This is a genomic window from Polycladomyces abyssicola (genome assembly GCF_018326425.1).
Taxonomy (GTDB): domain Bacteria; phylum Bacillota; class Bacilli; order Thermoactinomycetales; family JIR-001; genus Polycladomyces; species Polycladomyces abyssicola.
The window spans coordinates 2,097,693-2,123,610 of sequence record NZ_AP024601.1 but is presented as its reverse complement, the minus strand read 5'-3'; the positions used below and the strand labels follow the sequence as shown (position 1 = coordinate 2,123,610).

Annotated in this window: 35 protein-coding genes, 1 tRNA gene, 1 pseudogene and 1 riboswitch; of the genes and pseudogenes, 32 read left to right on the top strand and 5 right to left on the bottom strand. The window is 51.8% G+C overall.

Features of this window, described 5'->3' with window-relative positions:
• Positions 1-4 precede the first annotated feature (4 nt).
• The 13 genes from KI215_RS10735 (at position 5) to KI215_RS10675 (ending at position 7,566) form a co-directional block, all read left to right on the top strand.
• A complete protein-coding gene (locus KI215_RS10735) occupies positions 5-886 on the top strand; it encodes a class II fructose-bisphosphate aldolase (RefSeq protein WP_212772728.1) in 882 nt (293 codons plus the stop codon).
• The gene (locus KI215_RS10730) at positions 883-1,815 is read left to right on the top strand and encodes a 1-phosphofructokinase family hexose kinase (RefSeq protein WP_212772727.1); all 933 of its coding nucleotides are present in this window, start codon (positions 883-885) and stop codon (positions 1,813-1,815) included. The genes KI215_RS10735 and KI215_RS10730 overlap by 4 nt, the downstream gene beginning before the upstream one ends.
• Positions 1,816-1,896: 81 nt before the next feature.
• Positions 1,897-2,169 carry a hypothetical protein gene (locus KI215_RS10725; protein WP_212772726.1) on the top strand — a complete coding sequence of 91 codons (273 nt, stop codon included), beginning with the start codon at positions 1,897-1,899 and terminating at the stop codon, positions 2,167-2,169.
• 288 nt (positions 2,170-2,457) lie between these two features.
• Positions 2,458-3,066 carry a DedA family protein gene (locus KI215_RS10720; RefSeq protein ID WP_212772725.1) on the top strand — a complete coding sequence of 203 codons (609 nt, stop codon included), beginning with the start codon at positions 2,458-2,460 and terminating at the stop codon, positions 3,064-3,066.
• 34 nt (positions 3,067-3,100) lie between these two features.
• The gene (locus KI215_RS10715; RefSeq protein ID WP_212772724.1) at positions 3,101-3,394 is read left to right on the top strand and encodes a 2Fe-2S iron-sulfur cluster-binding protein; all 294 of its coding nucleotides are present in this window, start codon (positions 3,101-3,103) and stop codon (positions 3,392-3,394) included.
• 159 nt (positions 3,395-3,553) lie between these two features.
• A complete protein-coding gene (locus KI215_RS10710; RefSeq protein WP_212772723.1) occupies positions 3,554-3,763 on the top strand; it encodes a spore germination protein in 210 nt (69 codons plus the stop codon).
• Positions 3,764-3,866: 103 nt separating this feature from the next.
• Complete coding sequence (locus KI215_RS10705) at positions 3,867-4,076, top strand: hypothetical protein (protein WP_212772722.1); 210 nt, start codon at positions 3,867-3,869, stop codon at positions 4,074-4,076.
• 22 nt (positions 4,077-4,098) lie between these two features.
• The gene (locus KI215_RS10700) at positions 4,099-4,305 is read left to right on the top strand and encodes a hypothetical protein (RefSeq protein WP_212772721.1); all 207 of its coding nucleotides are present in this window, start codon (positions 4,099-4,101) and stop codon (positions 4,303-4,305) included.
• A gap of 17 nt (positions 4,306-4,322) precedes the next feature.
• Complete coding sequence (locus tag KI215_RS10695; RefSeq protein ID WP_212772720.1) at positions 4,323-4,547, top strand: hypothetical protein; 225 nt, start codon at positions 4,323-4,325, stop codon at positions 4,545-4,547.
• Between the two features lie 80 nt (positions 4,548-4,627).
• A riboswitch (TPP riboswitch) is annotated at positions 4,628-4,731 on the top strand.
• Between the two features lie 17 nt (positions 4,732-4,748).
• Positions 4,749-5,429, top strand: coding sequence for a thiamine phosphate synthase (locus tag KI215_RS10690; RefSeq protein ID WP_212772719.1), 681 nt, complete (start codon positions 4,749-4,751; stop codon positions 5,427-5,429).
• A 29-nt stretch (positions 5,430-5,458) separates the two neighbouring features.
• Positions 5,459-6,583: a glycine oxidase ThiO gene (thiO, locus tag KI215_RS10685; RefSeq protein WP_212772718.1), complete on the top strand. Its 1,125-nt coding sequence runs from the start codon at positions 5,459-5,461 to the stop codon at positions 6,581-6,583.
• Between the two features lie 7 nt (positions 6,584-6,590).
• Positions 6,591-6,794, top strand: a complete 204-nt coding sequence (gene thiS / locus KI215_RS10680; RefSeq protein WP_212772717.1) for a sulfur carrier protein ThiS — start codon at positions 6,591-6,593, stop codon at positions 6,792-6,794.
• A 4-nt stretch (positions 6,795-6,798) separates the two neighbouring features.
• The gene (locus tag KI215_RS10675) at positions 6,799-7,566 is read left to right on the top strand and encodes a thiazole synthase (protein ID WP_212772716.1); all 768 of its coding nucleotides are present in this window, start codon (positions 6,799-6,801) and stop codon (positions 7,564-7,566) included.
• A gap of 139 nt (positions 7,567-7,705) precedes the next feature.
• Here the strand turns inward: KI215_RS10675 and ftsW are convergent, their stop codons facing one another.
• Positions 7,706-8,848: a putative lipid II flippase FtsW gene (gene ftsW, locus KI215_RS10670; RefSeq protein WP_212772715.1), complete on the bottom strand. Its 1,143-nt coding sequence runs from the start codon at positions 8,846-8,848 to the stop codon at positions 7,706-7,708.
• 95 nt (positions 8,849-8,943) lie between these two features.
• On the opposite strand from ftsW, the gene rodA reads away from it, so the two are divergent.
• The 6 genes from rodA (at position 8,944) to dacB (ending at position 14,173) form a co-directional block, all read left to right on the top strand.
• Complete coding sequence (gene rodA / locus KI215_RS10665; protein WP_212772714.1) at positions 8,944-10,101, top strand: rod shape-determining protein RodA; 1,158 nt, start codon at positions 8,944-8,946, stop codon at positions 10,099-10,101.
• A 610-nt stretch (positions 10,102-10,711) separates the two neighbouring features.
• Positions 10,712-11,395, top strand: a complete 684-nt coding sequence (locus KI215_RS10660) for a zinc metallopeptidase (RefSeq protein WP_212772713.1) — start codon at positions 10,712-10,714, stop codon at positions 11,393-11,395.
• A gap of 105 nt (positions 11,396-11,500) precedes the next feature.
• Complete coding sequence (locus KI215_RS10655) at positions 11,501-12,001, top strand: YhcN/YlaJ family sporulation lipoprotein (protein ID WP_212772712.1); 501 nt, start codon at positions 11,501-11,503, stop codon at positions 11,999-12,001.
• 134 nt (positions 12,002-12,135) lie between these two features.
• Entirely contained in the window at positions 12,136-12,432 is a 297-nt protein-coding gene (locus tag KI215_RS10650) for a DivIVA domain-containing protein (protein ID WP_212772711.1), read from the top strand.
• Positions 12,433-12,456: 24 nt separating this feature from the next.
• Positions 12,457-12,837: a DUF1499 domain-containing protein gene (locus KI215_RS10645; RefSeq protein ID WP_212772710.1), complete on the top strand. Its 381-nt coding sequence runs from the start codon at positions 12,457-12,459 to the stop codon at positions 12,835-12,837.
• Between the two features lies 1 nt (position 12,838).
• A complete protein-coding gene (gene dacB, locus KI215_RS10640) occupies positions 12,839-14,173 on the top strand; it encodes a D-alanyl-D-alanine carboxypeptidase/D-alanyl-D-alanine endopeptidase (RefSeq protein WP_212772709.1) in 1,335 nt (444 codons plus the stop codon).
• On the opposite strand, the gene KI215_RS10635 is transcribed toward dacB, so the two are convergent.
• Entirely contained in the window at positions 14,132-15,097 is a 966-nt protein-coding gene (locus KI215_RS10635) for a C40 family peptidase (protein ID WP_212772708.1), read from the bottom strand. The genes dacB and KI215_RS10635 overlap by 42 nt on opposite strands.
• A gap of 188 nt (positions 15,098-15,285) precedes the next feature.
• Between KI215_RS10635 and KI215_RS10630 the strand changes: the two genes are divergently transcribed.
• The 5 genes from KI215_RS10630 to KI215_RS10610 all read left to right on the top strand — a co-directional run bounded on the left by KI215_RS10630 (position 15,286) and on the right by KI215_RS10610 (position 19,044).
• Positions 15,286-16,899 (top strand): peptide ABC transporter substrate-binding protein, encoded by a 1,614-nt coding sequence (locus tag KI215_RS10630; RefSeq protein WP_212772707.1) that lies wholly within the window; start codon positions 15,286-15,288, stop codon positions 16,897-16,899.
• 166 nt (positions 16,900-17,065) lie between these two features.
• A complete protein-coding gene (locus KI215_RS10625) occupies positions 17,066-17,482 on the top strand; it encodes a hypothetical protein (RefSeq protein ID WP_212772706.1) in 417 nt (138 codons plus the stop codon).
• 300 nt (positions 17,483-17,782) lie between these two features.
• Positions 17,783-17,856 (top strand) — tRNA-Gly (locus KI215_RS10620).
• A 21-nt stretch (positions 17,857-17,877) separates the two neighbouring features.
• Positions 17,878-18,249 carry a GNAT family N-acetyltransferase gene (locus tag KI215_RS10615; protein WP_212772705.1) on the top strand — a complete coding sequence of 124 codons (372 nt, stop codon included), beginning with the start codon at positions 17,878-17,880 and terminating at the stop codon, positions 18,247-18,249.
• A 159-nt stretch (positions 18,250-18,408) separates the two neighbouring features.
• Positions 18,409-19,044: an O-methyltransferase gene (locus KI215_RS10610; RefSeq protein WP_246512088.1), complete on the top strand. Its 636-nt coding sequence runs from the start codon at positions 18,409-18,411 to the stop codon at positions 19,042-19,044.
• Between the two features lie 38 nt (positions 19,045-19,082).
• Here KI215_RS10610 and KI215_RS10605 read toward each other — a convergent pair whose 3' ends face one another.
• Positions 19,083-19,334 carry a PGPGW domain-containing protein gene (locus KI215_RS10605; RefSeq protein ID WP_212772703.1) on the bottom strand — a complete coding sequence of 84 codons (252 nt, stop codon included), beginning with the start codon at positions 19,332-19,334 and terminating at the stop codon, positions 19,083-19,085.
• Positions 19,335-19,681: 347 nt separating this feature from the next.
• Here KI215_RS10605 and KI215_RS10600 point away from each other — a divergent pair, with 347 nt between their 5' ends.
• Positions 19,682-19,897 carry a hypothetical protein gene (locus KI215_RS10600; RefSeq protein ID WP_212772702.1) on the top strand — a complete coding sequence of 72 codons (216 nt, stop codon included), beginning with the start codon at positions 19,682-19,684 and terminating at the stop codon, positions 19,895-19,897.
• Positions 19,898-19,946: 49 nt separating this feature from the next.
• On the top strand, positions 19,947-20,321 hold the full coding sequence (locus KI215_RS10595) for a class I SAM-dependent methyltransferase (protein ID WP_212772701.1): 375 nt from the start codon (positions 19,947-19,949) through the stop codon (positions 20,319-20,321).
• Positions 20,322-20,360: 39 nt separating this feature from the next.
• Here the strand turns inward: KI215_RS10595 and KI215_RS10590 are convergent, their stop codons facing one another.
• Positions 20,361-20,762 carry a tetratricopeptide repeat protein gene (locus KI215_RS10590; protein WP_420830117.1) on the bottom strand — a complete coding sequence of 134 codons (402 nt, stop codon included), beginning with the start codon at positions 20,760-20,762 and terminating at the stop codon, positions 20,361-20,363.
• A gap of 19 nt (positions 20,763-20,781) precedes the next feature.
• Positions 20,782-20,907 (bottom strand): annotated as a pseudogene (locus tag KI215_RS15985) (glycosyltransferase); the annotation flags it as partial.
• A gap of 222 nt (positions 20,908-21,129) precedes the next feature.
• Here KI215_RS15985 and KI215_RS10585 point away from each other — a divergent pair.
• From KI215_RS10585 to queF, 6 genes are all read left to right on the top strand, one after another.
• A complete protein-coding gene (locus KI215_RS10585) occupies positions 21,130-21,930 on the top strand; it encodes a ParM/StbA family protein (protein ID WP_212772700.1) in 801 nt (266 codons plus the stop codon).
• Positions 21,927-22,142 carry a hypothetical protein gene (locus KI215_RS10580; protein WP_212772699.1) on the top strand — a complete coding sequence of 72 codons (216 nt, stop codon included), beginning with the start codon at positions 21,927-21,929 and terminating at the stop codon, positions 22,140-22,142. The genes KI215_RS10585 and KI215_RS10580 overlap by 4 nt, the downstream gene beginning before the upstream one ends.
• Before the next feature lie 25 nt (positions 22,143-22,167).
• A complete protein-coding gene (locus tag KI215_RS10575) occupies positions 22,168-22,539 on the top strand; it encodes a hypothetical protein (protein WP_212772698.1) in 372 nt (123 codons plus the stop codon).
• A gap of 274 nt (positions 22,540-22,813) precedes the next feature.
• Positions 22,814-23,611 (top strand): DUF2935 domain-containing protein, encoded by a 798-nt coding sequence (locus tag KI215_RS10570; RefSeq protein WP_212772697.1) that lies wholly within the window; start codon positions 22,814-22,816, stop codon positions 23,609-23,611.
• 495 nt (positions 23,612-24,106) lie between these two features.
• Positions 24,107-24,790, top strand: coding sequence for a YjgB family protein (locus tag KI215_RS10565; protein ID WP_212772696.1), 684 nt, complete (start codon positions 24,107-24,109; stop codon positions 24,788-24,790).
• A gap of 678 nt (positions 24,791-25,468) precedes the next feature.
• Complete coding sequence (gene queF / locus KI215_RS10560; protein ID WP_205492614.1) at positions 25,469-25,900, top strand: preQ(1) synthase; 432 nt, start codon at positions 25,469-25,471, stop codon at positions 25,898-25,900.
• The last annotated feature ends 18 nt before the right edge of the window (positions 25,901-25,918 follow it).

Genomic DNA, 25,918 nt, shown 5'->3' with positions numbered 1-25,918 from the left:
CGATTTGGGTTTGGTCACCTCGAAGGGATTGTTGGAAGCGGCGCGTGACAAACAGTATGCGGTGTGCGGTTTTGCTTTCCACAATTTGGAGCTGTTGCAGGCTGTCGTCGCGGGGGCGGAGCGGATGCGGGCACCGGTGATCCTGCAAACGACACCCGCCACCATCGAAGCGGTCGGGTTGAACTACCTGGTTCATCTGGCAAGAGCAGCTGCGGAGTCGGTATCCGTACCCGTCGTACTGCATCTGGATCATGGAAGGGATTACGAAACGGCGTTACGCTGTTTACGGGCGGGATACACTTCGATCATGATTGACGGTTCCCGATTACCGTGGGAAGAAAATGCGGCGCTCGTCAAAAAGGTAACAGAGGCAGCCCATGCGGTGGGCGTGCCTGTTGAGGCTGAGCTGGGGCGAGTGCCGGATGCGGCGGATGTATCCACAACAGCGGAAGATACATACACTGATCCCTTCGAGGCGGCACGTTTCGTGGCAGAAACGGGATGTGATTCGTTGGCCGTTGCCATAGGAACAGCGCATGGGGTTTACCGGGGCGAACCCAGACTGGACTTGGACCGTTTGGCAACCATCGCACGTGAAGTGCCGGTACCGCTGGTGTTGCACGGCGCCTCCGGCTTGCCGAACGAATCTGTTCGCCAGGCAGTCGCAAGGGGCATCGCCAAAATCAACATTTCCACCGAATTGAAACTGCCCTATGCTACTGCACTCCGTTCGTATCTGCACGACCATCCGTCGGAAGCCGATCCACGGAAATACGTACAAAACGGGAAACGTGCAGTGCAAAAAGTGGTGGAAGAGAAACTGCGTCTCTCCGGATCGGCGGGACGTGCCGAAGCGACGGCAACAACGGGGGCGATGCCGAAATGATTCTCACTGTCACCTTAAATTCCGCGGTCGACCAAACCTGGATTGTGCCCGATTTTCGGATTCATGCCATTCATCGAAGTCGTCGGGTGATTCGGCAGCCGGGCGGTAAAGGGGTCAACGTCGCCCGGGTGTTGAGTGCGTTGGGCATCAACGTTTGCGCTACGGGTTTTGTTGGTGGACAAAACGGACGATGGATGACGAAAGCTCTGGAATCGGACGGGATCCCGTCCGATTTCGTTTGGATCGGGAAAGAGACGCGAACATGTCTGACTCTGTTGGATCTGGATCACGGTACGCAAACAGAGGTGTTGGAGCCGGGACCGACGGTATCCGAAGCGGAATGGAAGCAACTGGTGGCCAAAGTGGCAACATGGGCGGAGCAGTCATCCTTTGTCGCCTGTAGCGGGAGTCTCCCGCCAGGGGTCCCGGAGAATGCATACGGTGAATTGATCGGAGTCGCTCGTTCACGTGGAGCGGCCGTCTGGCTGGATACGAGCGGGAAGGCATTGCAGCATGGATGGTCAGCCCGGCCGGACGGCATCAAAGTGAATCAAGAGGAAGCGGGGCACTTATTGGGGAAAGTGGTCTCATCCCGTGCAGAAACCATTGCGGCTGCCCGGGCGTTGGTGCGGGACATAGGGCAAACGGTGATCGTCACCGCCGGTTCCCAAGGATTGGCGGCAGTGGTCGGTGAAGAGACATTTTGGGTAACGCCGCCCACCGTTCAGGCGGTCAATCCCGTCGGGAGTGGGGACGCTTTTTTGGCCGGTTGGCTTGCTGCCTCCCATCAGAAGAAAAGCGGGGAGGAAGCGCTGGCATTGGCGACGGCGTGTGCCGCCGCCAATGTGCTGCGAGAGACGGCAGGGATCGAAAAACAGCAGGTATGGGCGTTGTTGAAAGAGGTTCGCGTGGAAAAAGTGATAGACTAATATTCAGCAAACTATCTTGAAATCGGCTCAATACCTTACAATGATGGATTGGATTCATCATTGATGAGGAGGGGTCATATCATGTGGACATGGAAGTATTTTGCGAACTGGGATTTGGAAACGCCTGAACAGCCGCTCACGGAATCAGAAGCCCATGAGCGGGATGAAGAACTGGAACCCTATGTGGTAGTGGTCAAACAAGACGGCCAACCTCGGTATGTGGTGGATTCAGGTGCAATTCCTTCAGCTACGGCCTCATTTATTTGGACAAAAATCGGCAAGCGGAGCGTATGGATTTTTATACCATCATGGATGCGATGGGCGATGACTTTCTGTTTCTGGAGTCAGTTATAGAATGGAAAAGGGTGGAAGGAATACGGATTCAATCGTTCTATCGGAACATGCAACAGGTTACATCATCGTTTGGGCACGGACGAGTGCTTCAAAGAAGAAACAGTGGAGTACGATTTGGCGGATCATATTCGGGAAACGGTCTCATTCGGTGATTATCACTCACTGCTGCCTGAGGTCGATGAATTCACTACAGACTGTTAACATCACATTGCTTTGGAATCAAAAGAAAGTATGGTATCCTATTATTTGACGCGAATGCCGCGAACGGTTTTCAAACGGGGTTGAAACATGGAACAAACGTTGATGGAATGGTTATTGGAGTACGGATATATCGGTATTTTCCTGTTTCTGGTATTCGGCATCGTCGGATTGCCGTTGCCAGATGAGATCATGATGACGTTTGTCGGATACCTTTCTTCCGTCGGCCGGCTCAATCTATATTTGGCGTTTGCCAGTGCGCTGATCGGTTCCTTGTGTGGGATTACTGTCAGCTATTTGTTGGGCTGGCGATTGGGGTATCCGTTTTTGAAAAAGTATGGACCAAAGTTTTTCATCACACGACGTCGATTGCGCATTACGCAGTTTTTGTTTCGTAAATACGGCAATTGGGTGTTGTTCTTCGGTTACTTCATTCCCGGTGTGCGCCATGTGACGGCTTATTTGGCAGGGATCTCCAACCTCCCATGGACCAGGTTCGGCCTGTTCGCCTATACCGGCGGGTTGTTTTGGTGCCTTACGTTTATCGGTTTGGGTTATCAGGTAGGTGCTAATTGGGAAAACGCGCTCCATCTATTGCATCGCTATGGTATGGATTTATTGTGGATCGTGGTTCCCCTCGTATTGGTCTGGATCGGTTGGGCGATTTGGCAGAGTCGGGTGGATTCCGACACAAAGTGATGGATCATGATAGGAACGGGGGATAGAAGCGACCATGCCCAAAGTGATTGTGGAAGAAGGTGGGGACACGCATCAATTTGAAGTGGAGGAAGGGGCCAATTTGCTGTTGGAGGCCACCTTGCGATCCGTTCCCGTTCCTTTTTACTGTACGACGGGCAGATGTGGTACCTGCCGAGTAAAGGTGGAGGATGGGGAAGACCATCTCAATGCAATTGGGGAGTTGGAAAGATATCGGCTGGGGGACGAGGAAACAGTGTCCGGTATGCGCCTGGCCTGTCAGGTTTACATATACGGCGATGTCAAGGTGCGTGTGCCTGCTTCTTCCTGAATCCCCTTCGCAATCGTCTCCACTTTTCCGGAACAACCCGGAAGGTGGGCTTTTTTTATTGGGTATGGGCAAATGCCCATTTTGGTATGCCCATGTTTCGAAATGGGACGCCTATCATACTGTAATATAGGCGATGGCTGAGATGAGGAGGAGTTCCCATTGATTATCAAGCTAGGGGTATTAAAGGTAAATGCCGTGACGACGACCTCATCCATCACGGTGGGAACGCATTTGACTTATTATCCGTTCAGTTTGCAAAAGAACAACGTGGGAACCTCGACGACCGGTGACCACGCGGTGATCCGCACGGTCAACCCGATCGTCGATCCGGACGTGAATGATCACCCTGTTCTCATTCAACAGGTCTAAGGGAATGGGTCATACCACAAGGAATCCGACCGTGCATCGATTCGGAAAGTGATGCACGCGATAGGGATGAGACACGCCCTAGGTCAGACAAGGAGGAAGTTCGATGCCCATCTCGATTGGCGGAATCAAGGTAAACACTGTGACAAACGATGCCAACGTTCATATGGCACCCTTGACGGTAGAATGGGCGCCATTCAGCTTTATCAAGGAAAACATTGCTCATCTTGGTTATGGGGATCACGGATGGTTGGAAGAGTGGGCGGCAATCATGGACGAGGATTTGAAGGATTGTTTATGGGGACAGCGCAAGTAAGAAACAATAAGGAGGAAGACGCATGCCGTTCGTGCTTAAAATCAACACCGTCTCCACCACAGGTCAACTGAATGTGGCGCCGGTCAACTTTTTGGTCAATCAGGAGAGCTTCTCGAAAACCAACGAGGCCAACAGCAACGCGGGTGATTTGACGGTGTCCGTCGTATTCGGACCGTTATTGGACTCCGATGTGGTGGATACCCCCATTTTTCAAGTCAAAGGGGTTTGAGCAAAGGAGGGAATGCCGTGATTTCACCCATGGTGATCGGGGCACTGTCCGTCAACGAGATTTCCAACGTGGGCAAGGTTAATGTTTCCCATGGTTTGAACTTCCTCGCCCACAACAGAAGCATCATCAAAGCGAATGTGACCAACTTTTACATCGGAGACGCTTCTGTCCATCAAATTGTGTCTCCGATCAACGACCGGGATATCATAGATACGGCGATCATTCAGGTAAAAGCGGTTTAACGTCGTCCAGCGTCACCGATCGACAGTTGACGTCGGGTAATCGGGATTGTTAGAATAGAGAAAAATGTGATACGTTGCATTTCCACCACTAGGGGTGCACCATGGGTGCTGAGAAAGGCGCGAGCCTTAACCCTTTGAACTTGACCTGGGTAATGCCAGCGAAAGGAAGTGGGGGAAGGTTGATGTTCAGGAGAGGTTTACGTGCATCCAACCGGTATCCCCATGGATACCGGTTTTTTTATGGTCAGAGGAAGTGACATTCCGATGGAAGTGCATGTGATCACGGACCAGCGGCATACCTGGGAGCAAATTCATCAGGTGGCGAGGCAGGCGGGGCCGTATATTGACCGCTTTCATCTGCGATTGAAAAACAGGCCGGCACGAGAGATATGGAGCTGGGGCAAACGTCTGTTGGAAGAGGGATGGCTCACACGTGACCAGCTGGTGGTGAACGATCGGATGGATATCGCCCTTTCTCTGGGATGTGGAGGGGTACATCTGCCGGAAAAGGGATTGCCGCTGCCGGAGGTCAAACCGTTGGCAAGCGGCTTGTGTGTGGGCCGTTCGGTACATTCGCTGGAAGAAGCACTTCGATCCGAACAGATGGGGGCGGATTACATATTATTCGGCCATGTATTTCACACGGCGTCCAAATCGGGCATTCCTCCGCGGGGATGTGCCGAATTGGCCCGCATCGTCCGCGCGGTGCGCATTCCAGTTATCGCAGTGGGTGGGATTACCGTCGAAAATATGGCCGAGGTAGCGGAAACGGGATGTGCCGGTATTGCCGTGATTTCGGCGGTAATGGATCATCCCCGGCCGGATGAGCAAGCACGCAAATTGCGGGAAATCGCCCGGCGCTTCAAAGACACCAACGAGTAAATTCCCGATGCGAAAGGAAGGAGCAAACTGTGCAAACACAGGACGTAATTGTCATCGGTGGCGGTGTGATCGGCTGTTCGATCGCCTATTACCTGGCAAAAAAGGGGGCTGACGTCGTGGTCCTGGAGCGGGACCGCATAGGCGCCCACGCTTCATCCGCAGCGGCTGGAATGCTGGGTGCACAGGTGGAAATGGCTTTTCCGGGCCCCATGAGCGACCTTTGCTTCCGCAGCCGGGCGATGTTCCCTGAATTGGGGCGTGAATTGTATGAACGAACCGGTTTGGACATCGAGCTGAACACCGCAGGGTTATTGCGGGTGGCATGGGATCGGACAGAAGCGGAAGAATTGCGTGACCGTGCGCGTTGGCAGCGGGAATTGGGCGGTCGGGCGGAATGGTGGGAGACTCGTTCGGTTCGCGAGGACGAACCCGAAGTGAGAGCTGATATCACAGGCGCGCTATTTTTGCCGGATGATGCCCAGGTGTCGGCTCCCAGGCTGACGTTGGCGTTCGCTCGGGCCGCACAGGCATTGGGTGTGCGGTTACTGGAAGGATGTGAAGTGACGGGTTTTCTCACCGACGGTGACCAAGTGACGGGTGTAGAAACTGTGGTTGGGACTTTCCGCGCAGGTGCCGTGGTGTTGGCCGCCGGGGCGTGGAGCGGTGTGTTGGCACGACGACTGGGGCTCAACTTGCCGGTATTTCCGGTGAAAGGAGAATCGCTCGCTCTTCGTCCGAACCGCCTGCCGCATCGAAAGACACTGTTTGCTCACGGGTGTTACCTGGTGCCCAAAGCGGACGGCCGCATTGTCGTAGGCGCGACGGAGAAGGAGCATGATTTTTCCCCGGGTGTTTCGCTGGGAGCGATTCACCGGTTGGCTCATGAAGCGACCCGACTGGTCCCTTCATTGGCTGAAGCCGATGTATTGTCGTACTGGTCGAGCGTTCGTCCCGGTTCCGGGGACGGGTTGCCGTTAATGGGCCGGTTGGAGGCGGTTCGTGGCCTGTACGTTGCATCCGGCCATTTCCGCAACGGGATATTACTGAGTCCGATCACAGGTGCGCTGATGGCGGAGTTGATCTCCGGCACGGCGGTGCCGGAACTGGCGCCGTTTTCGCCGGATCGTCTCTTGGAATCAACGGCGAGGAGGTGATTCGGGAGTGCGTATTCAGTTAAATGGACAGCCCTATGACTTGCCCGCGGAGGTGGACACGGTTGAGCGGTTGATTCAACACCTACAGTTGGAACGGCGGATTGTGGTTGTGGAACACAATCGGCGCGTGTTGGAGAAGGAAGACCATGCATCGGCGGTTTTGCGAGAAGGTGATGCGTTGGAGATTGTCCATTTTGTGGGAGGAGGCTAAAAGTATGCTGACCATAGGCAAGTATACGTTTCAATCTCGATTGTTTCTTGGAACGGGGAAATTTTCTTCCTTGGACGTTCAACGGGAAGCGGTGGAAGCATCCGGAGCGGAAGTGTTGACGTTTGCGGTTCGTCGATTGAACATCAGTGATCCCAACCAGCCCAACTTTTTGGAAAACCTGGATTTGAGCAAGTATACCCTGTTGCCCAATACGGCGGGCGCTACTACCGCAGAGGAAGCGGTACGGATTGCCCGACTCGCTCGCGCATCCAAACTGTGCGATATGATCAAGGTGGAAATTATCGCCGATCCGAAAACACTGCTGCCCGATCCGGTGGCGACGCTGGAGGCGACCAAGATCTTGGTGGAAGAAGGTTTCACCGTGCTTCCCTATACGAACGATGATCCAGTGATAGCCAAAAAATTGGAAGAAGCCGGAGCCCATGCGATCATGCCGGGCGGGTCACCGATCGGAACGGGACTGGGTCTGCTCAATCCGTACAACCTCAGTTGGATTATCGAGCAATCCCAAGTGCCGGTAATCGTCGATGCGGGCATCGGTTCTCCGGCTGATGTGGTGCAAGCAATGGAATTGGGCGTAGACGGGGTGTTGCTCAATACTGCAGTGGCCGGGGCAGAAGATCCGGTAAAAATGGCCCGTGCGATGCGGTTGGCGGTTGAGGCGGGGCGTCTGGGCTTCGAAGCGGGGCGTATCCCCAAAAAACGTTATGCCAGTGCAAGCAGTCCGATGGAGGGCATGGTGACTGCATGAGCAAGATATGATATGGTATGATATGGTTGACAATCAAGGCTGTTCTCGAGGGGAACGGCCGAGTGGTTGACAAAGTCTGCAGGGCTGTTCCCGCTGGAACAGCCCTGTTCAGGTTCGGAAAGTCTCCTGATTCGCGTTTTTAACTCCCAGAAACGGAAACAGGTCCTCGGGATTTTTTCTGTTTGGCCGGTATGTTGGTGTAACGGGAGATGTTGAGCAGGATGCCCAAAGAGGCCATGCTCAGCATTAACGAGGAACCGCCATAGCTGATGAACGGCAACGGTACACCGGTAACCGGGAGCATCGCGGTCACGACACCGAGATTGGACAAGGCTTCGATTCCGATGAGGGAGGTAATGCCGATTCCGAGCAGCATGCCGAACTGGTCGGGTGCCCGCAGGGAAATGCGAATCCCGCGCAAAATGAGCGCGATAAAGAGGGCGATCAGCAGCGTTCCACCGATGAAGCCTAGCTCTTCCGCCACGATGGCGAAGATGAAATCGGTGTGCGCTTCCGGAAGGTAGGCCATCTTTTGGATGCTGTTGCCCAATCCGGAGCCAGATAATCCGCCGGGGCCGATCGCATACAGGGACTGAATGATCTGATAGCCGTCCGCGGTAGGATTTTTCCACGGGTTGAACAGGGTGGTGAGCCGCTTGATTCGGTACGGCTCCATGATCATCACCCACATGAGGACCGGTATCCCGGTCGATAAGAGTAACAAAAAGTGGCGGAATCGCAATCCCGCACAAAAGATGACCACCATGCAGGAGGATAGGATGATGATGGTGGTACTGTAGTGCGGTTCGATCACGATCAGAGAGCAGAGCAGACCCAACACGATCAAAGGTGGTAATACAGCTCGTTTGAAACTGTCCATGACCGGTTGTTTCTTGGTCATAATGGATGCCGTATAAATCAACGCGCTTAATTTGACCAGCTCCGACGGTTGGAAGCTCATCGGCCCCAGTTCGATCCAGCGACGAGCTCCCTTCACCTCGACACCGACGCCGGGAATGAGCACGGCGATCAGGAGCAGGATGCTGATCAACAAAATCGTACCGACAAATCGTCGATAAATGGTGTAGGGTATGTTGGCCGCCACAAAAAAGAGAAATAATCCGGCTGCTGCCCATATTAACTGCCGTTTAAAAAAATAGTAACTGTCACCATAATCGGTTAATCCTTTATAGTAGCTTGCGCTGAATACCATGACCAAGCCGAATCCCATTAGGATGAACGCGATCAGGATCAGCCAAAAATCAGGTTTCCCTCGTCTCATGGCAAATCCCCTCGATGTTATGTATTTAAAAGTACTCACATCCTATGTTAGCATGGACATGCAGAAGAATCATATGAAAAAGCAGGTGTGAGCAGATGACGCACAAATGGAAGCGATCTCTCATATCACTGGACTACCCGCTCATCGTATTGGTCCTGCTTTTGGCCGTCATTAGCATTCTCTCCATATCCAGTGCCACCTACACGTCAGACTCCTCTTATGTGAGCAAACAAATCGGGTGGTATGTACTGGGTATTCTGCTCATGACGGCCGTTCTCCTGTTTGATTACCGCAGTTTGGCGCAGGGCAGATTTGTGTACGTGTTGTATGTTTTAGGATTGATCCTGTTGATGTTGGTCTGGGTCCCCGGCTTGGGCGTCAAGGTTAAGGGAGCACAAGAATGGATTCGCATCGGTTCGTTTCAATTCCAACCGTCGGAGCTCATGAAGATCATTTTGATTCTCACCATAGCCAAACATTTGGCGGAAGTGAAGCGACTCCCCCTGCGCGATTACAAAACGCTGGGCAAAATCGGTTTGTTGTTTGCTGTGCCCTTTTTGATTATCCTGAAACAGCCCGATCTCGGAACCGCATTGGTCCTTGTGGGGATTTTGGGCAGCATGCTGCTGGTGGGCGGTCTGGATTGGCGATGGATTCTCACTGGTGTGGTAATCGTGGTCATCGTTGTCGGCACGGTATTGGGATTGTACGTTACGAAAAGTCCGTTGATCCACGTCATACTGAAACCGCACCAGATTGAACGCATCCAAACCTTTTTGGACCCGGCATCCGATCCGACCGGAGCGGGGTATCAATTGACCCAATCGATGATTGCCGTCGGTTCCGGTCAATTGTCCGGGAAAGGATTTCATAACGGAACGCAGGCGCAGGGAAAATGGATTCCCGAACCGCACAACGACTTCATCTTTGCCGTGTTTGCCGAGGAATTCGGTTTTATCGGCGCCAGTATCCTATTGTGCATCTTTATCTTTGTCGTTTACCGGATGCTCCGCATCGCTCTCCGTTGTGAGGACCGTTTTGGTCCCTGCATCATCGCTGGGATCGTCGGGATGCTGGTCTTTCAGGTGTTTCAAAATATCGGCATGACCATCGGTTTATTGCCGGTTACCGGTTTGCCCCTTCCATTCATCAGTTACGGCGGCAGCTCATTACTGACCCAGATGGTGGCGGTGGGATTGGTGTTGAATGTGGGCATGCAGCAAAAAAGAGAGTTTTTGTTCATGGATCGGTGAAGATAGACCATTCCCGGCCGAGCCGACTCGGATTGCAGGATAACGAAGCTGGGACGGGTATAAAGCTCGCGGACTTCTTCCATCATTTCTCAGCCCGAGTGGGGCTGAATTTCTTATGAGAATCATGCGCGGAATATTCAATGAATTTTTCTTGACGTCGTGACCTTTTTGTGGCGATAAGTCTAAATTTCCCCAGCATGTTGCGGGTTGTGGTATAATGTTAAAAAACGGGCACCCTGATGATACGAGGTGTTCAAGTTTGATTCCTTTATCGCTTATCAGTGCGATCTTGTTCCTATTGGTTCCGATCTGTGCATGTGACGGGATGATACCCGAAGAATGCGCGACGGTTCGATGGGAGCGTGAATGGATTACCCATCGACCAACGAAAGCAAGGACTTGGATTAAATACAATGTGGAATATAGATGCAGCTCGTATGAAAAAACGGCGATAAACAGTTGGTTATGGAACTTTCTCGCTGTTGGTTGGCGACTCCATTGCAGATGGATTTTGCCTCGTCAGTTTCAGAGCGATACTTTCGGCCTTCAATTCAAGTAGTCAGATGTTTCAGCCGTTGCTGCAGAATGATGCGATGGGGGGAATCAGCCTATGGTGACACTGCTGTGGATCTTGTCATTGGCAGCATTGGGTTTGACATTTTGGGCTCAGTTTCGAGTGAAGGGTACATTTCGTAAATGGGCTCAGGAGCCGGCTTCATCCGGGTTGACCGGTGCCGAAGTCGCCCGGCGCATCTTGGATTCAAACGGGTTGCACGATGTGGCGGTCGAACCGGTACCTGGGGAATTGACTGACCACTACGATCCGATTCACCGAGTGGTTCGTTTGTCGGAGCCGGTTTATTACGACAGCTCGATCGCTGCGATTTCCGTCGCGGCCCATGAGTGTGGACACGCCATTCAACATAAGGAAGCATATGGTGCATTGGTATTGCGACACCGCATGTTTCCGGTCGTTAACTTCGCCTCTTCCATAGCGCCGTTCTTGCTGATGGGCGGGATTTTCCTGCATATGCTCAACCTGTTTGCGCTGGGAATCGTGTTTTTCTCCGCTGCGGTGGCGTTTCAACTGGTCACCTTGCCCGTGGAGTTTAATGCCAGCTCCCGTGCGAAACAGATCATGATTCGCGATGGATATATCCGCAATTTGGAAGAGCGAGGCGTCAGCAAAGTGCTGAATGCGGCCGCATTGACCTATGTGGCTTCGGCGCTGTACGCGCTGTTGGAACTGTTCCGGTTCGTGGCGATGTTGGTGGTTTCGCAAAACGATGATTGATAAGTGGACAGCCGCGTATTTCGCGGCTGTTTTTTTGTTTTTACATATTTCAATCGTGAGCGTCGGATACTAAACGGAGAATCCAATCAAAGGAGGAATACGGCCATGCGGCTGTTGACCAAATGGATCGCGGGAACGCTGACGCTCGCTTTGGTCCTGGGGATGGTGGGATGCGCGACGCAACGCAGACCGGAATCCCAGCCCAATTTGCGTCCTAGGACGCAAACGCAACCGATTACCTATCGTACACCGAATGCCGTACCCAATGTCACCAATCTGCGGGTGGCCAATAATGCGGCGGATGCAGTTACTCGTCTCAAGGAGATCGATTCGGCCTACGTTTTTCTGACCGATCGCACGGCATACGTGGCGGTTGTTTTGGAAAAAGACTACCGTGCCGGTTTGACGGGTCGTTTGAAGTCCAAAGTAACCAAGCAGGTGAAAAGGAGCGATCCGAGCGTACGGACGGTCTATGTATCAGCCAATCCGGACTTTGTCTCCCGGATGCGGGATTATGCACGTGATGTCCAACAAGGACGTCCAATCGCAGGGCTGATCGACAATTTTCGGAAAATGATTCAACGCACGTTCCCGACAGCACGGTAACCGAGGGCCCCTGATATCAGGGGCCTTAATCGTGTGAAAATCGACAAGAAACGACCTTCCTTCATAATGACAGTTCATTATAGTATTATTTATACATAGGGAAATCATTAGTTTTTCAGGAGGAGGCTTCATCGATGCAACGTTTGACGCCGATGGACATTTACAAAAAAGATTTCAAACATGCCATCCGAGGATATGACATAGATGAAGTCAACCAGTTTTTGGATTTGGTGATCAAGAATTTCGAAGAGTTGATCGAAGAAAACGAACGACTGAAAAAAGAGCTCAAAAAAGCCCAATCCGGGCAACTTGGTCACACGACCCATCCCCGCCTCGCCAAGTCGGAAATTTCCCCGAATGACCCCGTAATCCAAGATATCCTGCGCCGTTTGGAACGATTGGAACAACGCTTTCTCAGCACCCGGGCATAATCCCTCATTGGAGGAGGAAACGAGATGTCATTTTTGCGCCGAATGTTCAGCGGCGTGACAGAGACGGGGGAACGCGATCCCGACCCGGAACTGCGCACCCGGTATTATCGAGCACCCGTCAAGGAAGTGGGTGAAACACTGGAACAATTACCGGCACGGCTCTCATCGTTCCGCATGGTTCATCATGATCGGGAACGTCACGAAATCATGCTGGAATATCGCAACCCGCTGGGTGGGAAACACGACGTTGTTGTCACGCTGTTTGCGGTTTCTCCGGTCAGGGTGGCGGTAGATATCCACGCAGCTACCCGGGGTAAAATGATCGATCTGGGTTGGAACAAAAAGTGCATACAAGCCATTTATCAACACTTGGATGACATCCATCCAAGGGTATCGGGGGCATGACATGCATACATGGCGCGATCGACTGGATTCGTTGTGGAAGCATTGGAAGTCCGAATCGGGAGAGAAGGGCGCACAAATTGGTTGTGCCCTTTTTTCGCTTACACGGAAGGAGATATACGGTCACCGGGATGAAGAATGGATGATTCCCGCGTCCAACAACAAGCTGTGGACCTCTGCCGTTGCTTTGGAGCGGTTGGGGGCGGAGTATCGTTGGCATACGCTTCTGGAATGGACGGAAGATCGTTGGTTGATCGTGGGTGGTGGTGATCCCGTGTTCGGCCAACGACAGGCGGAAGACCTGTTGGCGGAAATAAAAAAACATGGTGTTCGGTGCATGCCCGGGCGTATCGACTGGGATGACAGCGCGTTTCCGACGCGGCGGTGGGGTACCGGTTGGGCGCGGGATGATTTATCGGAAGGATATGCCGCCCCCGTCCATGCGTTCAATATGGAGCTGAACCGGTTTTCTTGGATGGCTGATCCAAAAGAACCCGCCCCCCGTCTTCGGTTGCCACCGTCGTATGAGACACTTCCTGTTTATTGGCGAAGCCATTTGTCGTGGACCGAGGAGGAAGAATCAGATGTACGGATGATGCGGGCCGAACGGTCCAACCGTTTTCGCATCGAGGGGGTGCTTTCCCGCCAAGATCCGCAGGTGACGGGAGCGGTGTGGTCGCCTCCGCACTTTTTTGTGGAGCGTTTGCGTTGGTTTGCAAAGGAACAAGGACTGACCGTCCCGGAAACATGGACCGGGCGCCGGCGGCGGAAAAGCGGTGATCCAATCCGGAAGGCGGGTGTGGACTCTCCACCGCTGAAAGAGTGCTTGCCGTTGGTGAATGCCGACAGTGAAAATTTGGTGGCGGAGATTCTCCTGCATTCGATCGGTCGCGAATCGAGTGGGAAGGACTATGTGGAGCAAGGCATTCAAAAGGTGGAACAAACGTTGCGACGCTGGGGATTGGAACCGCCCGCGTCATATGTGGACGGATCGGGTCTGTCCATGTACAACCGCAGTTCACCTCGTCAATTGTGCGAATTGCTACGCTTCATGGTCGATCATCCCGCTTTTTCCGTTTTTGTGGAAAGCTTGGCGGTTTACGGACAAACCGGTACGTTGAAAAAACGGAACCCTCTCCCGCCGCCGATCACCGTCCGCGCCAAGACGGGTACCCTTACCGGAGTCAAAACACTCTCGGGATACCTGTTTCACGGTCGGACACCCGTATATGTGTTTTCCCTGATGGTGAACGGCGTGCGGGAAGAACGGAGCGTGGAAAACCTGCAGGATGCGTTTTTACGTCTCCTCGCCGACCATATCCGCCGTGAGGGGAATTGAGGCCGGGAACTCGGAGCCGTCATACCGCCGGCCAAAACAAAATTCCTCCGCATACGGGGCGTCTTGGCTGAGCGATTGCACCTGTACGGGCAATCCCGTACGCGGGGCATGGATGAAATGGTCGTCACCCACATACATCCCTACATGATGAATCCGACCTTTACCCTGCTCGTACGCGAAAAAGACCAGATCGGCCGGTTCCAATGAGTCCCGCTCGATGCGCTGGCCGAATGCGGCTTGAACATGAGCATCACGGGGAATGCGAATGCCACAGGCTTCAAACACACGGTAGACGAACCCCGAGCAGTCCATTCCATAAACGGAAGTGCCACCCCACAGATAAGGGAGTCCCAAAAAACGGCGGGCCGTCTCGATGCGTCGATCCGCTGCGGCGACCGGTAGTGTGCGTCCGACGTGAACGTGTTCAGCCGGAACCCGTCCCGGTATGCCGGTCGGGGTCATGACAATGGCGTCACCATTGGCTTCCCCGATAAAGGGCAAGCGAGTCAGCCACCCGATTTCCACCGTCCGCTGGGCGCCGTCGATTAACAGACCGGTTTTCAGAGCCGTTACGATTGCAAATGGGTGGCTCTCCCAAGCATGGTGGAAATCCGGATGATAAGCGAGATGATGAGCGGGAACCCAGCCGGGGTAACCCCGTTGTTCTTCGTGATGCGGTTGGCCGGGAATAAATACGTGCGCCCAGCCGTTGATTTCTTCCTTCACCCATACCGGTTCTCCCAGCAGCAGTTGGGTTTCCAAGCGACCGACCAACCCCAACCGCCCATCTTTCTCCTCATCCAGTCGGGACAACCAGTTAGAAACGCTTGGATGTCTTTCCAAGAATACGCCATCATTTTCCCGTGGTCGATCCGGATCTTTCCATACATTGGCGACCGGAACACGGACATAGGCGATCGTCATGTTTTCCCTCCTCATGCGATATAGTGGAAACAAACATCTATCCCTAAGTGATGTATTCGATTCCATCATCAGAGATCCTTGGGATTTCGAAAAAAAAGGAATTTTTTGCGACGTGATCGAAATCGTATCTGTAGGGATGGATTCGTTATTGATCCGTAGGAAAAGGAGAATTTCAAGGGGGTTGTGCTATGGGGTGTAATGGGAGACTGCTGCTCATACTCGTTCTCGTGATCAGTTTGTTGGCTGTCGGGTGTCAGGGTGGCGCGGTGGAAGGGACCGGAGAGAAAATTTTAAAGCAGAACAGTGCTTCGGGAGAACCCTCTTCGCTCGATCCGGCAAAAGCATTTGATGAAGACTCCATGGATGTGGTTGGTTCACTGTTTGAAGGATTGATGCGGCTCAACGCCCAACATCAGCCGGAACCTGCCGTAGCCGAAAAAGTGGACGTATCGCCGGATGGACGGACGTATACGTTCCATCTGAGGGAGGCCCACTGGTCCAACGGGGAGAAATTGACCGCCCACGATTTTGAATACGCTTGGAAACGGGTACTCAATCCTCAGACTGCTTCGGAGGCTGCATTTTTGCTATATTTCATCGAAAACGCCGAAGCATACAACACCGGGAAAGCGACAGCCGATCAAGTCGGGGTGAAAGCGACGGACGATCGTACGCTGGTGGTCAAACTGAAGCAACCAACGCCATTTTTCAAGCAGTTGACCTGCTATCCGGTGTATTCGCCCGTCTACAAAAAAGGGTTGGAAAAAAACCCGAACCTTTACAACGAAGCGTCAGGCTATGTCAGCAACGGTCCGTTCAAAATGAAAACGTGGAAACACGACCAAAAGATCGAGGTCGTGAAAAACGAACATTACCGTCTGGCAGATCAGGTAAAGCTGGACGGCATTTCATGGACGATGGTGACTGAGCAGAAAACGGCCTATCAAATGTATCAATCGGGTCAATTGGACATGTTGAGCCGAAAGTCGGTGCCTTCCGACATCTTGGCCGGATTGATCAAAAAAGGGGAGGCCAAAGTCAAGGCTGGATCGGGCCTGGAGTTTTTCCGGTTTAATGTCACCAAACCTCCGTTCAACAATGCGAAGATCCGTAAAGCATTCGCTCTGGCTGTGGATCGGACCGCAATTGTGAAACAAGTGGTTCAGGGGAATGAAATGCCGGCAGGTGCGTTCGTCTCACCGGGAACTTTGACTCAAAAAGGTGATTTTCGCAAAGCGGCATCACAATTTGTACCGCTGACGGCCCAACCCGCGCAGGCCAAACAATTGTTGCAAGAGGGGATGAAGGAGGAAGGTTGGAAAACGCTGCCTCCCGTCACTTTGCTTTACAGCAACAACGAGAAAAACAAGGCCGTTGCGGAAGCGCTGCAGGCGATGTTCAAACAAAACCTGGGCGTGGATGTTCAGTTGCAAAGCCAGGAAACCAAAGTGTTTTTGTCCAACCAGAAGGCGAAGAATTACCAATTGTCCCGCTCCAGCTTTTTGCCTGATTACAACGACCCGTACAACTATCTGGAAAGTTTTCAAACTGATCATTCGATGAACCGGACAGGATGGAGCAACCCGCAATATGATGCCTTGGTGAAAAAGGCTTTCGCTGAACCTGATGAAACCAAGCGGCTTGAATACCTCCATCAGGCGGAAAAGATTTTGTTCGACGAAATGCCGATCTTCCCGTTGTACTATTACAATCAGGTACACGTACAAAAAGACTACGTGAAAAACATCATCCGCCATCCGGTCGGGCCCAGTGATTATCGGTTCACGGTGTTGGACAAATAATCGGAATCACCGCTCCCCCGCATTCGTGCGGGGGTTGGTTTTTTTAGGGATGTTGGAGGAGGATTCCCGTTCGGACAGGGAGTTTCAGTGGATGTAGAAACTGTCAAAATACCGCTCCTTCCACTGTCGCATACTAATGACAAGATCGACGAGTGGAGGGATTTCTGTGGCCAAACGGCACAAAGAAGAAAAAGAAAGGGAGGAAATGCGGCAATTGGAATCCTCCCTTCAGAATGAGCGGGATCAGCTGGAGGACACGGACCGCAATTCTGCAGAGTGGAGTTATGCCAATACGGAGCCGGTGGATGTGGAAGCGGCATCCGAGTTGGCCGAGCCCGTTCGCCGAAACAACTGGGGGGAGCGCAGAAAAGAAGGTGAGTCCGGCGGTCGTACCATGGGGATCATCGCATTGGTGTTGTCGCTGATTTCCTTTTTCCTGCTCCCGTTTTTGTTCGGCTCTGTCGGTATCATTTTAGGCGTGTTTGCGGCGGCGAGGGGAAGCCGCATCGGCTGGTGGGCATTGGCTCTGTCGATTATCGCCATTGCTCTATCCATGATTATCAGGCCGATCATGCGGTATTGATCTGTTCGAAAGTGCTCCGATTTCGGAGCGCTTTTTTTTGTCCAATTACTTTCCGGTTCGCTTCACCTGTGCCCTCAAGGAAGTAGTTATGGCGCTTTGACCCGGAGCGCAGGCGCGAGCAAAGTACGTTTTGCCTCACGGATTTACAGACACGCCTTAGTGGCTTGGGATACAACTGGAGCCTGCGCGATGCCGGACGGTGAAATTGATTCTTATGTCGCGGCTTGGCCGGAAGAATTCTCAGATTGAAAAAGGGGTTGCACGACAAAAGGAGAAGTGCTACAATAAATTCTGCACCGCGCGGATGTAGTTCAATGGTAGAACACTAGCTTCCCAAGCTAGGAACGCGGGTTCGATTCCCGTCATCCGCTCCAGTACAAACCCGTTGCACCTTTGTGCAACGGGTTTTTCATTTTTCGCCTGTCACGTATTCGCAATTGTTGGAACGCATCTGCGGGCAGCGCTCGGACAGCCGCAGTCTGATGTTCATGGTGGAGATCAGGGAAGATGGGGGATGGAAACCGATCGGTGCCTGTGTATTTCGCGATTTTGACGCGGTATCCCGTTCGGTGATCATCGGTTTTACCATCGGGGAAAAGTCGTATTGGGGCAAAGGGTACGGCACACGGGCGCTGAGGGTGTTTGTGGACCTGCTGTTTCAGCGGTACAATCTGCATCGCATTCAGCTGGACACGTTCGACGAAAACGGACGAGCGATCCGTTGTTACGAAAAATGCGGATTTGTTCGAGAAGGCGTTTTGCGATAGGCTTTTTGGACCATCCATGGTTACCGGGACAAGATCGTGATGGGACTGTTGCGGGAAGATTGGGAAAAAATCGGGCTGGACAAAAAGATGGGTCATGATGGAAAATCAGGTTGGTGCACGGGCTCATCTCAACAACCGCTTGCATAGGGGGAGTCAATGGTGAATAAACGGGAAGCGTATGTGCAACAGCTGTTTGTCAAGGAAGACGAGGTGCTCCGTTCGATCGAACCAGGTCTGTTTGAGAGAGGCATGCCGAAGATCTCGGTGTCTCCCAACGTGGGCAAAACCTTGCATATGCTGGTCCGAATCACGGGTGCCCGAAGGGTGTTGGAAATCGGGACGCTGGGTGGGTACAGTACCATTTGGCTCTCCCGCGCTCTGCCGAAAGACGGTCGTCTGGTATCGTTGGAATTGAGTGCTGATCACGCGGCGTTTGCCCGTGAAAATGTGGAACGTGCAGGGTTGGCCGATCGGGTGGAAATCAGTGTCGGGAATGCCAAGGAAAGCTTGCAGCAGTTGGCTGATGAGGGGGAAACCTTTGACTTCTTCCTGATCGATGCGGACAAGGAAAGTTACTTGACCTATTGGGAATGGGCGATTCGGCTGGCTCGCCCCGGTGCGGTGATCACGGCGGACAACGCCTTGTTTCATGACCTCATTTTCGAAGAAAATGTCCAGGACGAGCGTGCCCGTGCCATCCTTCGCTTCAATGAGGCTGTTTCGCAGGATGATCGGGTAGAAGCGATGTTGTTGCCCTTCGGTGATGGTTTGTTGGTGGCGCAGGTCAAGGACTGACGCCATACCAAACCCCGGCTGGATAAGCCGGGGTTTGTTTACGGTCGGAACAGCTGTTGGATTTTCCGTGTCTTTTTGAATCGGTCGATCCGCTCCGCCAGCTTGGGATAACGGGCGCGCAGTTTCACTAATAAACGGCGGGCCCATGGCGAAGTGTAGGACAGCATATACAAACCGATCAGCAGAAACAGCACACCCTGCAACACGGGCAAAAAGAGGCCGAGTACACCTAGAAACAGGAAGAACCAGCCGCCGATTGTCAGCAAGATCCGTTTGACATTTGCGTTCATGAAGCAACTCCCATTCACATGGTTTTTGTTGTTTAGTTTGTGCTGTTTGACTTACCGCCATTCTAACACAGAATCCAAACGGTTAAAAGCGAAGGGATGGGATGGTGTTTTTCTGTAGGAAGGATTCCGAAAGGAAGCAATGTTTTCCCAAGCGATTCACCAGAAACGCCCTATAAAGCAAATTGGAAAACGCTCACGACGATGCGTCCATGGATGTCAGGATCAGTGAAATAGCGAACCACGAAAAAGGAGGTGGCGTGAATGAATGGAGAGAAACATGCAACCCGTCCCAATTACGGACTGGATGCCCCGAGGGTGGTGGTGGGTTTTGGTTTGTTGGGGGGGGATTGCTGACCATTTTGGCGGTCGGGATCAGATGGTGGGTCCAGAACCAGAGTTGGCGTGCGTTTCTCTTTTTTGGCGTGATCTATCTGTTGACGTCGGCATTGATGGTGTGGAGCAGCAAAGTGGGAAAACTCCACATGCGGGAGATCATATTGAATCAGGCGGAACTTCGCGGTGATGAGACGGGGATGCCGGTTGTGGGAGGGGTCTCCTCCTGATCGGTGCCGCCCGCAGATTGTCTGAGGGAAAAGCAATCGGAGTAGATGTGTGGCGGCAACAAGATCAGTCAGGCAATGGACCGGAGGCGGTATGGGAAATGCACGGATCGAAGGAGTTGAATCCCGGATCGAGATCATCGATGCGGATCTCCGTTCTCTCCCGCTGGCGGATGGATCGGTGGATGTGCTAGTTTCCAATCTGGTCTTGCACAACATCAAGGGAAATGAAGCGCGAGAGCGGGTTGTGCGCGAATTGGTCCGCGTCCTCAAACCGGGTGGTCGAATCGTTCTGTGCGATATCGGTCGAACAGGTGAATACTTGTCCGTATTACAAGCATCTGGCATGGAAGCAGAACGGTCCGGGCTGTATTTCTGGATATACCCTCCGGTGAGGGTGGTGCGGGGAGTGAAATGGAGCGCATGATCTCGCATCGGGCAGAGGGAAACACTTCGCACGGTTGGCTTACGCGTCATCGGTGTCCCCTTCTGCTTGTCCGTTCAGTTGTTGCTCCAACCAAGTTTTGTACTCCAGCATTTTTTCATTATGTGGGCCCGTTTGTCGGGCTTTTTCATTGTGTTCGTAAGCCTTTTGATACTCTTCCTTTTGGGGGTAACAGATGCACAACCGGGCATGAGGATACCAAGTCCAATATGCATCTTCGCAATAACCCCACAATTGATCCGGCTTTTCCAATCCGATGGCCAATTCAAACCAGCCAATCGCCTCATCCACCTCGTCGTTTCCCAGGTGCCAATCCCCCAAACGGCAGTAGATCTCTGCTCTGGGATGTCCCAATTGAACGGCCTGCATAAGCACTTCTTTCACTTTCTTATTGTCTTTCAATTTATCGTAACAGTCCGCCAATTGGACCAGAGGTTGGGATGTATCGCTTGGCGATTGTTCTGGTTTCGTCGGTGGAACCTGTATCGACGATGATGATCTCGTCCACCAATTCCTTCACGGAATCAAGACAGCGAGTAAGCGTGTCCGCTTCATTTTTGACGATCATACACAAGCTGATCGTGACCGCTGGGACCTAATCACCGGGCGCAGGCTTTTCAGCTGATTGTCCACCGAGAATGATGGTCATGCAAAATGCCCCCCTTTGTCCCCCATTCCTTTCATTCCTATGTCGGTTTAACGTTTTCGAACACAGCGGCTGTCCCGTTTTTTACCGAAGAATACTAAAGCGGAAGCCGGATGCGTATATTTGTTTTGCGGAGGGATGGAGATGATCATCGCGGTGGATTGCGGGCGCAGTTATGTCAAAGTGATGACGGAAGAGAAGACGTTTCTGTTTCCCAGCAAAGTGAGCGGGTGGCGCAAACGGAACTACCGGCAGGAAGTGGATGGGGACATTGAGCTTCAGTACCGGGGCCGAAAATGGTTTGTGGGTCAACTGGCCGAACGGGAAGGAGAATTTACCCGCCAAGCGATGCAGGATACCAAAGCGGTGGAGGAGACACTGCTGCTCACGCTGACCGCCATATACCTGGCGGGAGGGAAGGGAAACGTCACGCTGGTGACGGGTTTACCGATCGTCAATTTCACCGAAGAGGAAAAATACGCAGTCAAACGGCTGTTGCAAGGGCATCATCACGTAGAAGTGAATGGCCGGTGGAAACAGTTTCACATCGATCGCGTCTATACGACGATTGAAGGAGGGAGCGCATTTTTCGCCGAACCGCGCATGGGATTGGTGCGCATCATCGATTTCGGGGCCAAAACTACTAACTATGCGACATTCAAGGATCGGGTATTCATCGACCGGGAGTCGGGCACAATTCCGATCGGCTGGGAAACGGCAAAGGAATCCAATGTGAGAGAGATGGCTGATTTGATCGCAAGCAGTGTCTCCAAAAAATGGAGAGCGGATGATGTTGTACTGTTGGTTGGAGGTATGGCGAAAAAGATAGAGCCGCACATCCAGGAACATTTCCGTTGCGCATTGGCCGTCAAATATCCGCAAACGGCCAACGTTCGGGGATATTTCGCGGTGGGGAAAGCGATGATTGAGGGAGTGCGGGTATGAAAAAGACTGTGGGCGTGTCATTTGACCTGTCTGATCCGATGGAGAATGATCTGTTTCAGTTTGCGCAAAGGAAGACGGGCAATTTTGGCGATCTGGTCAAACATTTGCTGTTTGCGTGGCGTTACGGTTATCTGGAACCGGATGGAGAATGGAAAACGTCTCAGCCCGATGCGGCACAGGTGATTCGCAACAGTGGCCTTCCTTTTGGATGAGCATGCAAGAATGGAGGAATCCTGGTTGAATCGAACGACGGAATTTGTGTTAGCTTTGATCGGTGGGATTTTCGGGATGCTCTTGTCCCTTTCCTATGTGCTGGTCGGCGGCGTCGGACTGTTTTCGGGGGTGGAAGAAGCGCAACAAGGCGGTATCGTGATAACGGTGGCTGGTATCCTGCTGTTGATCGGCTCAATTGCCTCCATGGTTCTTTCCGCTCCTTCGCAAATCCGGAAGCATCACAAATGGAGTGGCGGCGTGACATTGGCCACCGGCATTCTTGGCTTTTTTGTAACGTTTATTCTGTGGCTGATTCCCGGCGTACTGTTGATCATTTCCGGTGCATTGTCACTTCGAAGTCCCAAAACAGACGGGCAAAGCGATACGGAAGTGTGAATCGCATCTCCGGATGTCCAGTAAGGCATCGAAACTGCTGACAAAGTGGCGTCACCACTCGCAATTTCGGGTACGCCGGTTTCCCTCTTACTCCTGAATCGCTGCGCTCAATGGTCGCTCGTAGGAATTCGGACACCCTCTTTAAAGAGAGCGAGTCCGAATTTCCCGTCGAGCGGCTCTAGCTGTTGCTTCCGGGATCCGAAAAATCGAACTTTTCGTACGACCATTAACTGTGAGAAGTTGCGCTATTACTAAGTTAAAGTGAGGAGAGATTATGTCAGATGGGTTTGTAGCGCGTTCTTTAGATGAGATACGATTTTGGTCACGTATCATGAAGGAACATTCACTCTTTCTTAAATTAGGTTTTCGATGTGAAGATACTCAACTGATTCAGGAAGCCGACTACTTCTTTGCTTTATTCGAAGGTATAGAAAACAAAGCGCATTCTTACTCGTTGGAAACCGATCCCAAGGTTATTGAACGGTTTAATGTAAAGGTGTACAAAGCAGTCTCACAGATTTGGGCATTCAAAAGAAAGGTATTGGGCTTGGTGCTCACATGTCAATTACCCGGGGCAAACAACTTTCCCTTATTAATCGACCATATAAGCAGGGAAGCCAATTATTTTAGAAATCGGTTGAAGGAACTCAATACAGGAACATTAGATCCACTACCTGATGCGATTATTAATGAAAATGTATTTTTCTTACGTATTATGGCTGATCATGCAAAATTCATTGCTCATTTACTTGATCCATCCGAACGTAAGCTGGTTGAGCAAGCTCGGAGCTTCAGCCATGATTTTGATCAGTTACTATTTCAAGCAAGAGATTTAGAATCTATGAGCCCTCAATCACAAACCGTTCCTCTCTTGGATCAATTTCTGGATCAGAACAGAGTATCTGTAAAATCACTTCGTGACTTCAAAAAAACAGCACGCGAATTAATTGAAGCGTGCCGAATAAAAAGCATTATTCATCCCTTATTAGCAGATCACGTGTTTCGCGAAGCTGAAAGGTTTCTCACTATTATTGACATGTTTGAACAGCATTTAAATGCTCAGACCCGGTGAGACTAGGGAGGGCGAGCGATTACCGAAACTCAGATAGAAAATGAGTGTATAATCCACGAATTTTTCCGGTACAAGACATGACAAAGACCCCTCCGGGACGTTGGCATTATGATGGAATCGGTAAAAAATTGCTGCATCCCGACTCTTTCATCTTCCGCTCCTCGGTGTAGCCGTCATGGGGTTTGGTGCGGTTGTGAACGTGGGCATGATGCCTCGCACTTGTTGTTGGTATCATACACTCGACTGGGGTGGCTACATAATTTATCGCCAGTCCTCCATGCCCGAGAAGCATTTTTTGTATTCGCACCAACCATTCCTTCGGCATAAAATACAGCACTGTCATGGCACGAACTCGCTGGGAGGAGAGAAACCTTATTGAAATGGTGAATGGCTTGAATTGAGGTCGGTCTGTTGTGGGCAGCTCCAATCGCGCACCAGACAGCAGTATAATGAGCATCAGCTTACCTGATCGTGGAGTGAGAAGGAGAAATGGTAATGATCAGAATGGTTTCTCGCTTGATCTTCTTGGTGGTGGTGTCATTGTTGCTGTCTGTCAGTTCAGTGGGCTGCACCCATACGGTTGCTCCAGCAAATCCTCCATCGCATTCGAAGCCGGCTCCTCCTGCGACGGATTCAAAATCAACCCAGAACAATGATCAACATTCCTCCAGAAATTCTTCAAGTTCTGCCCGGAATCAAAATCATCACTCTGGTTCCCCGATGAAAATATCTTCCTCTCACCAAAAAAAGATTCTGCAGTCCGAAGAATTAGCGAGGGAAGGACGAGTTGTGAATACGGAGTTCCAAGTAGAAAAGAACACCATTGATCAAGTAGAAGCAAAGTATGGAAAAGGGAAGAGAGGAGAAGCCGCAGAGCCTTGGAATCGCTACGTCACTTATCCAGGCGGAAATTTATCTTTTGGAGTCAACAAAGGAGAGCAGATTTACGACGTTCGTTCCTTTGATCCATCACTGCAAGGACTTCGTTTGTGGGAAGTGAAGAAAGTACTGGGCAAACCGGATGACACGAAAACGTATCAAAAGCAAGCCATTTACATTTATCAAGTGACGAAAGAGATCCAGCTAAAATGGGTTTTTTCCTCCTCAGATCCAAAAGCGAAAGTGGATCATATATCTGTGGTCAATCCACAACTCTCAAAAAACTTGATGGTGCATTAAAGGGATATAGGGAAAGTCTCAAGCGGTTGTTGAACTGAACTTGAAAATATCGTTTTTTCCACTAACAATAACCCTACCGTTCGAAAAAGATTGGTAGGGTTATTTGTGGTAATGAACTATTCGGGCTTTCCCCGGCTCAGAAAATGAAGACCCACGTTCAACATCAACTTACCGACTGGTCGGATATTGGGGTGGTATGGTCTGCGAAGGGTTATCCTTGATCCAAAACCAAAGTGTGGGCTTCCCAAACGGTGCGGGACGGATCTGTGGCCGGTTTTGTTCCTCGGGGGAGGGCCACTAGATCCGTTTGAGATGTTTGGCACTGTAAAGCAGAATGTGGCCGCATTGTCTGCACAGGTAATTGAGTACGGGTACGGCGTCTTCTGTATGTAAGCGCGTCTGTCCGTCCGCGGTTTTGGACATGGGGGTCAACGCGAAAAGCTGGCCGGTCTCTAGAAAATGGAGACCACCGCACTGGGGACAGCGCATCCGTGATGGATGGGTTCGTAGGTTGCGTTCTTCCAAAGCTGGAACACCTCCGGTTAACATTCTACATCATTCGGCCTATGTGACGGGAGATCCCAAGTGAAAAAAAGCAGAAGGTCCGGTATAATGATATTGTTTGAGATATGAAGGACTGATCCGTACGGCGGATCGAATTGAGGAGAGGTGTATCAGATGGGGAAAGTGACGCATGATCACAGCAAATACGCCAACATTCGTTTTGATACCCAAGACGAATCGGCGATCATGGTGGATATCCTGGAAACCATCCCGTATGAATATCCCGGAAAAGATACAGAAGTGGTCATTCCGACCAGTGAATTCACCTCCGTCTGTCCGTGGTCGGGTCTGCCCGATTTCGCCGAGTTGACCATCACCTTCATTCCCGACCGATTGTTGGTGGAGATGAAATCGCTCAAATATTATCTGACTTCCTACCGCAACGTCGGGATCTATCAGGAGCATGCGACCAACCGAATTTTGGAGGACTTGGTCAACCTGATCCAACCGAAATACATGAAGGTGGAAGCGGTGTGGAACCCGCGCGGTGGCCTGGGTACTCGCGTAGTGGCGGAGTACACGAAAGAAGGCTATGTCCGCAAATAATCGCTGGAAAGACAATGA

Excerpts from the sequence above, each read along its gene's own strand:
- KI215_RS10730 (WP_212772727.1), top strand. The coding sequence starts at position 883 with ATGATTCTCACTGTCACCTTAAATTCCGCGGTCGACCAAACCTGGATT.
- KI215_RS10725 (WP_212772726.1), top strand. The coding sequence starts at position 1,897 with ATGTGGACATGGAAGTATTTTGCGAACTGGGATTTGGAAACGCCTGAA.
- KI215_RS10720 (WP_212772725.1), top strand. The coding sequence starts at position 2,458 with ATGGAACAAACGTTGATGGAATGGTTATTGGAGTACGGATATATCGGT.
- KI215_RS10715 (WP_212772724.1), top strand. The coding sequence starts at position 3,101 with ATGCCCAAAGTGATTGTGGAAGAAGGTGGGGACACGCATCAATTTGAA.
- KI215_RS10705 (WP_212772722.1), top strand. The coding sequence starts at position 3,867 with ATGCCCATCTCGATTGGCGGAATCAAGGTAAACACTGTGACAAACGAT.
- KI215_RS10700 (WP_212772721.1), top strand. The coding sequence starts at position 4,099 with ATGCCGTTCGTGCTTAAAATCAACACCGTCTCCACCACAGGTCAACTG.
- KI215_RS10675 (WP_212772716.1), top strand. The coding sequence starts at position 6,799 with ATGCTGACCATAGGCAAGTATACGTTTCAATCTCGATTGTTTCTTGGA.
- ftsW (WP_212772715.1), bottom strand. The coding sequence starts at position 8,848 with ATGAGACGAGGGAAACCTGATTTTTGGCTGATCCTGATCGCGTTCATC.
- rodA (WP_212772714.1), top strand. The coding sequence starts at position 8,944 with ATGACGCACAAATGGAAGCGATCTCTCATATCACTGGACTACCCGCTC.
- KI215_RS10660 (WP_212772713.1), top strand. The coding sequence starts at position 10,712 with ATGGTGACACTGCTGTGGATCTTGTCATTGGCAGCATTGGGTTTGACA.
- KI215_RS10655 (WP_212772712.1), top strand. The coding sequence starts at position 11,501 with ATGCGGCTGTTGACCAAATGGATCGCGGGAACGCTGACGCTCGCTTTG.
- KI215_RS10650 (WP_212772711.1), top strand. The coding sequence starts at position 12,136 with ATGCAACGTTTGACGCCGATGGACATTTACAAAAAAGATTTCAAACAT.
- KI215_RS10645 (WP_212772710.1), top strand. The coding sequence starts at position 12,457 with ATGTCATTTTTGCGCCGAATGTTCAGCGGCGTGACAGAGACGGGGGAA.
- dacB (WP_212772709.1), top strand. The coding sequence starts at position 12,839 with ATGCATACATGGCGCGATCGACTGGATTCGTTGTGGAAGCATTGGAAG.
- KI215_RS10635 (WP_212772708.1), bottom strand. The coding sequence starts at position 15,097 with ATGACGATCGCCTATGTCCGTGTTCCGGTCGCCAATGTATGGAAAGAT.
- KI215_RS10630 (WP_212772707.1), top strand. The coding sequence starts at position 15,286 with ATGGGGTGTAATGGGAGACTGCTGCTCATACTCGTTCTCGTGATCAGT.
- KI215_RS10605 (WP_212772703.1), bottom strand. The coding sequence starts at position 19,334 with ATGAACGCAAATGTCAAACGGATCTTGCTGACAATCGGCGGCTGGTTC.
- KI215_RS10585 (WP_212772700.1), top strand. The coding sequence starts at position 21,130 with ATGATCATCGCGGTGGATTGCGGGCGCAGTTATGTCAAAGTGATGACG.
- KI215_RS10580 (WP_212772699.1), top strand. The coding sequence starts at position 21,927 with ATGAAAAAGACTGTGGGCGTGTCATTTGACCTGTCTGATCCGATGGAG.
- KI215_RS10570 (WP_212772697.1), top strand. The coding sequence starts at position 22,814 with ATGTCAGATGGGTTTGTAGCGCGTTCTTTAGATGAGATACGATTTTGG.
- KI215_RS10565 (WP_212772696.1), top strand. The coding sequence starts at position 24,107 with ATGATCAGAATGGTTTCTCGCTTGATCTTCTTGGTGGTGGTGTCATTG.
- queF (WP_205492614.1), top strand. The coding sequence starts at position 25,469 with ATGGGGAAAGTGACGCATGATCACAGCAAATACGCCAACATTCGTTTT.